A 5,572-nucleotide genomic window follows, 5' to 3' on the forward strand; every position below is an offset into this window, starting at 1 on the left:
TGGCGCCGCTGCTGCGGGCCGAGGCGGACGCCGGTGCGCTGGCGGTGCGCGACGAGCGGCTGCGCTCGGTGCTGACGCTGCCGGCCGACGCGCTGTTCAAGGGCAGCGGCGCGACCCTGGACTCGCCGCGTGCACCGGCGCTGCTGGGCCGCGTGGCGCAGGCGCTGCGCGCCAGCCCGGGGCAGGTCAACGTCATTGGCCACAGCGACGACGCCACCGCCGCCTCGCTGCAGTACCCCAGCGCCTGGCACCTGTCGCGTGCCCGCGCGCAAGCCGTGCTGGACGAGCTGGCGCGCCAGGGGCTGCCGCTGACGCGGCTGCACGCCGAGGGGCGCGCGGATGCTGAGCCGGTGGCGAGCGGGCGCTCAGCCGAGGACCGGGCGCGCAACCGGCGCATCGAGATCGAGCTGCGGCTGGCACGGCCGGAGGGGTGAGGCAGCCATGACCAAGCCCCGGCCCGATTTCCCCTGGCTGCGCCCCCTGCTGCAGGCCGCCGGCGTGCTGGCCGCGGCGGCGCTGATCTGGTGGGTCGGCCCGCTGGTGGCCGTGGCCGGGGTGGTGCCGCTGGCCAGCGAGGCCGCGCGCGGCTGGACCTTGGCGGCGCTGCTGGTGCTGAGTCTGGCCCTGGTGGCCGGGCAGGCGCTCAAGGCGCGGCGCAACAACGCCCGGCTGCTCGACGGGCTGGTGGCCGAGGAGGACGCGCCGGCCACGGCCGAGGTCGAGTTGCTGGGTCGGCGCTTCAAGGAGGCGGTGGCGCAGCTGCGGCGCTCGCGCCTGGGTGCTCGGCGTTCCTGGCGCCACCTGCTGTCGCCGCGGCCCTACCTCTATGAGCTGCCCTGGTACGTGATCATCGGCGCCCCCGGTGCGGGCAAGACCACCGCGCTGGTGAACTCGGGGCTGGAATTCCCGCTGTCGGAGCAGTTGGGGCACGGCCAGGCGCTGCGCGGCGTGGGCGGCACGCGCAACTGCGACTGGTGGTTTACCGATCAGGCCGTGCTCATCGACACCGCCGGCCGCTACACCACGCAGGACAGCCACCAGGCCCAGGACCGCGCCGCCTGGCTGGGTTTCCTGGCACTGCTCAAGCGCCACCGTCCGCGCCGCCCCGTCAACGGCGTGCTGCTCACCGTCAGCGTCGCGGACCTGCTGGGCACCGGCCCCGACGCGCGCCGCGCCCACGCGCTGGCGCTGCGCGCGCGCATCGCCGAGCTGCGCCAGCACCTGGGACTGCGCTTCCCGGTGTACGTGCTGGTGACCAAGACGGACCTGCTGGCCGGCTTCATGGAGTTCTTCGCCGACCTGGACAAGGACGAGCGCGCCCAGGTCTGGGGTTTCACCTTGCCGGCCGAGGGCGGACCGGCCGACCCGCTGCCGCTGATGAGCAGCGAGCTCGCGGCGCTGGAGAAGCGCCTGGGCGAGTACCTGCTGGAGCGGCTGCACGCCGAGGCCGACCGCGAGCGCCGCGCCGCGCTGTTCGCCTTCCCGCAGCAGTGGCGGCTGCTGCACGAGCTGCTGCTGGAGCTGCTGCAGACGACCTTCGCGCCGACCACGCCCGGCGAGGAGGGCGCCGCCGCAACCGCCGCCCCGGACGGCGTCGCGGCGCCCGTGCTGCTGCGCGGCGTGTACTTCACCAGCGCGACGCAGGAGGGCACGCCCATCGACCGTGCGCTGGGCGGCATCGCGCGCACGCTGGGCCTGTCGGGCCGGCTGTTGGCGCCGACGCGCCCCAGCGGGCGCAGCTTCTTCGTCACGCGGTTGCTGCGCGACGTGGTCTTCGCCGAAGCGGGGCTGGCCGGGCTCAACCTGCGCCGCGAGCGCCAGCGCACGGCGCTGCGGCTCGGCCTGGCGGGACTGTGCGGCGCCGTGGCGTTGGGAACCATCGCCCTGGGCTGGCGCGCCTATGCGCACAACCGGGAGCTGCTGGCCGAGGCCGCGTCGCGGCTGCCCGCGCTACGGCAGCAGGCCCAGGCGGCGCGCGCCACCGCGCCCACCGACCTGGTGGCGCTACTGCCGCTGCTGGGTGGCGTGGAGCGTTTCGCCCAGGTGTCCGCGCCGGCCGCGATGCCCTCGCTGGGCCTGGACCGGCGCGACCTGCTGGCCGCCGCCGCCGAGGACAGCTACGCGCGGCTGCTCAAGGACGTGTACCTGCACCGCATCGCCGCGCGGCTGGAGGCGCGGCTGCGCAGCGGCGGGCGCGAGCACGTGGAGGTGGTGTACGAGGCGCTGCGCGCTTACCTGATGCTGTTCGCCGGCCGCAACTTCGATGCCGCCGCGCTGCGCGCCGATCTGGGCTCGGACTGGGACGCGACGCTGCCCGCCACCGAGGCCCAGCGCGCCGCCTTGCGCCACCACCTGCAGCGGCTGCTGGCCGGCGGCGAGGTGGGGGCGCCGCAGCGGGCCGATCCGCAGCTCATCACCCAGGCCCGCGCGCTGGTGGCCAGCGTGCCGGTAGCCGACCGCGTCTACAACCGGCTGCGCCAGGGCGATGCCGGGACGCCGGCCTTCAGCGTCGCGTCGGTGGCCGGCGCGGGCAACGTCAAATTTTTCGCCCGCGCCAGCGGCCGCCCGCTGGACGAGGGCGTGCCCGGCTTCTACACGCGCGCGGTGTACCCGCAGCGCCTGCGCGAGCGCACCCAGGAGGTGCTGCGCCAGCTCGAACGTGAGCGCGCCTGGGTGCTGGGCTCGGCCGGCGCGCGCGCCATGCCGATCGTGCTGGCCACGCCGGCGGCGCCGGCCCCGGAGGCGGGTACGGGCAACGGCGCCCCGGCTGCCGACGGGGCCAGCGCAGGCGCCGTGGCGCCCCCGCTGGCCGAGGCGGTGGAGCGGCTGTACCTGGCCGACCACGCGCGCCAGTGGGGGGCGTTCATCGACGACCTGCGGCTGGCGCCTACGCCCACGCTGGCAGCCAGCGTGGAGCTGGCGCAGGCCCTGTCGCGCACGGACTCGCCGCTGGCGCAGCTGCTGCGAGCCGTGGCGCGCGAGGTGGCGGTGTCGCCGCCGCTGTCCGAGCGCTACGGCGCGCTGGCGGGCTTCGTGGCCGGGCCGCCCTCGCCGCTGGACGACGCGCTGTCGCTGCTGGGCGGCGCGGGCCAGCAGCTCACCGTGATCGACGACGCCCTGCGCCAGCGCCGCCTGCCGCCGCCCGGCCCGGCGCTGCGCTCGCTGAGCGCCACCGCGGCACAGGCGCCCGAGCCGGTGAAGGCGCTGCTGTCGCCCTTTGCCGCGGCGGCCAACGCGCAGGCGCTGGCGGCGCTGCGCGAGCCGCTGTCGCGCCAGCTCTCGGCCGAGGTCGGGACGGCGTGCAGCCGCAGCCTGGACAACCGCTACCCCTTCACGCGCGGCGCGAGACAGGAGGTGTCGCGTGAGGACTTCATCCGCTTCTTCGGCGCCGGCGGCGTGATCGACGGCTTCGTGCAGCGCCAACTGCTGCCCTACGGCGAAAGCGCCACGCCGGCCGCCTTCCAGCGCGCGCGGCAGGTGCGCGACGCCTTCTTCACCGACGGGGGACGGCGCTTCGGCGTGCAGCTGGAGCTGCGGCTGCTGGAGCTGGACCCGGCGCTGTCGGAGTTCACCATCGACGTGGACGGGCAGACACTGCGCTTTCGCCGCGAGCTCAAGGCGCCGCAGCGCCTGCGCTGGCCGGCCGCCGAGGGCGCGCCCGGACGCGTGACGCTGCGCGCCGGGCAGGGTGCGGGCTACAGCTTCGACGGGCCCTGGGCGCTGCTGAGGCTGTTCGACCGCGTGCGCGTCGAGCCCATGGGCGGCGGTCGCGTGGAGCTGGTTTTCGACGTGGAGGGCCGAAAGGCCCGTTTCGAGGCGCGCAGCACCAGCGCGCTCAACCCGGTGCTGCGCAGCGAGCTGGAGTCCTTCGCATGTCCGAGACGCCTCTAGTGAACCCGACCCCCGCGACACGCCCGGCGGCCGCGGCGCTGCTGCCCGGCTGGTACGGGAAGCTGCCGCACCTGGGCGATTTCGCCTCGCGCCGGCTGCCCGAAGCCTTCGTCAGCGGCTGGGACGCGTGGCTGCGCCATGCGCTGGCGAGCTCACGCGAGGCGCTGGGCCCGCGCTGGCTGCAGGGCTACCTGGTGGCGCCCATCGTGCGCTTCTGGCTGCCGCCGGGGCTGCTGGGCGAGAGCTCCTGGACCGGGTTGCTGATGCCCAGCATCGACCGCGTGGGCCGCCACTTCCCGCTGACGGTGGCGCAGCCCGACGTGACGCTGGCCCAGGTGCAGGCCGCGCCGGGCTGGTTCGAGGCGCTGGACGCGGCCATGCGCCGCGCGCTGGACGTGAGCTTCACGGTGGAGGACCTGGAGCAGGCGCTGGCGCAAGCGGTACGCGACGCGCCGCTGCCGGCGCCCGCGCCGGGCGGGGAGGGAGGCGGCCCCTGGGGGCCTTGGGGTCCCTGGGATGGCGCCGCGGCGCTGGCGCAGGCGGCAGCGCCGGGCAGCCACTGGTGGTTCGCACGCGCCGGCGGCGAGCTGCGCTGCCGCTTCGACGCGCTGCCGCCGGTCGTGGCCATGACCGAACTGTTGGGGGCGTGCGCGTGAAATCCCTGCTGCGCCTGCTGTTGTCGATGGCCGTGCTGCTGGCGATGGCGGGCTGGGCCGTGGGTGCGCCAGCGGGGCGCGAGGTGACGGAGGCGCGCATCGCGCTGGTGATCGGCAACGCCGCCTACCGCACCGACCCGCTGGACAACCCGGTCAACGACGCGCGGCTGATCGCCGGTGTGCTGCAGAAGGCGGGCTTCGAGGTGACGCTGCGCCAGGACCTGGACCGCGCCGGCCTGCTGGAGGCGCTGCGCGGCTTCGGCAGCCGCCTCAACGAGAACACGGTGGCGCTGCTGTACTACGCCGGCCACGGGCTGCAGCTGCGCGACCGCAACTACCTGATCCCCGTGGACGCCGAGATCCGCAGCGAGGACGAGATCCCCATCGCCGGCATCGACGTGGGCTTTGTGCTCGGCCGCATGGCCCATGCCAGGAGCCGCATCAACCTGGTGATCCTGGATGCCTGCCGCAACAACCCCTTCCTGGGCAAGACGGTGGCTGCGCAGGGCCTGGCGCAGATGGATGCGCCGGTGGGCACCCTGCTGGCCTACGCCACCGCGCCCGGCAAGCTGGCGGCGGACTCGGGCGGCGGCGCCGGCGCCAACAGCGTCTATGCCGCGCACCTGGCCAGGCACCTGCTCACGCCGGGACTGTCGGTGGAACAGGTGTTCAAGCGCGTGCGCGAGGGCGTGGTGCGCGAGACGCAGCAGCAGCAGGTGCCCTGGGAAAGCTCCTCGCTGCAGAGCGAGTTCGCCTTCGTGCCGGGCGTGTCCGCCACGGCCGCGGCGGCGCCGGACGTGGAGGCGGCGGGCGAGATCGCGTTCTGGAACAGCATCCAGGCCTCCACGCGCGCCGAGGAGTACCGGGCCTACCTGCGGCAGTACCCGCAAGGGCGTTTCGCGTCCCTGGCGCAGGCGCGGCTGGCGGCCTTTGGAGCGCCCTCGACCGCGGGTACCGCGGTGGCCGCGGCGGGGACGGCGGCTTCGCTGCCGGCGACCGTGGGCACGGGGGCGGCCACGGCGGCG

The 5,572-nt window shown here is 75.5% G+C and carries 4 protein-coding genes; all 4 read left to right on the plus strand.

Annotation, left to right across the window (positions count from 1 at the left end):
* Positions 1–434: OmpA family protein (locus Q0741_RS11170; RefSeq protein WP_298233277.1), on the plus strand; the 434-nt coding region annotated here is incomplete at its 5' end.
* Positions 435–441: 7 nt separating this feature from the next.
* Positions 442–3,891 carry a type VI secretion system membrane subunit TssM gene (tssM, locus tag Q0741_RS11175; RefSeq protein WP_298233278.1) on the plus strand — a complete coding sequence of 1,150 codons (3,450 nt, stop codon included), beginning with the start codon at positions 442–444 and terminating at the stop codon, positions 3,889–3,891.
* The gene (gene tagF, locus Q0741_RS11180) at positions 3,873–4,547 is read left to right on the plus strand and encodes a type VI secretion system-associated protein TagF (RefSeq protein WP_298233279.1); all 675 of its coding nucleotides are present in this window, start codon (positions 3,873–3,875) and stop codon (positions 4,545–4,547) included. The genes tssM and tagF overlap by 19 nt, the downstream gene beginning before the upstream one ends.
* Positions 4,544–5,572, plus strand: a 1,029-nt coding sequence (locus Q0741_RS11185; protein WP_298233280.1) for a caspase family protein, incomplete at its 3' end; no start/stop codon positions are given. The genes tagF and Q0741_RS11185, both read left to right, overlap by 4 nt.

Origin of the sequence: uncultured Azohydromonas sp., assembly GCF_937926365.1 — a bacterium.
Classification (GTDB): Bacteria; Pseudomonadota; Gammaproteobacteria; order Burkholderiales; family Burkholderiaceae_C; genus Azohydromonas.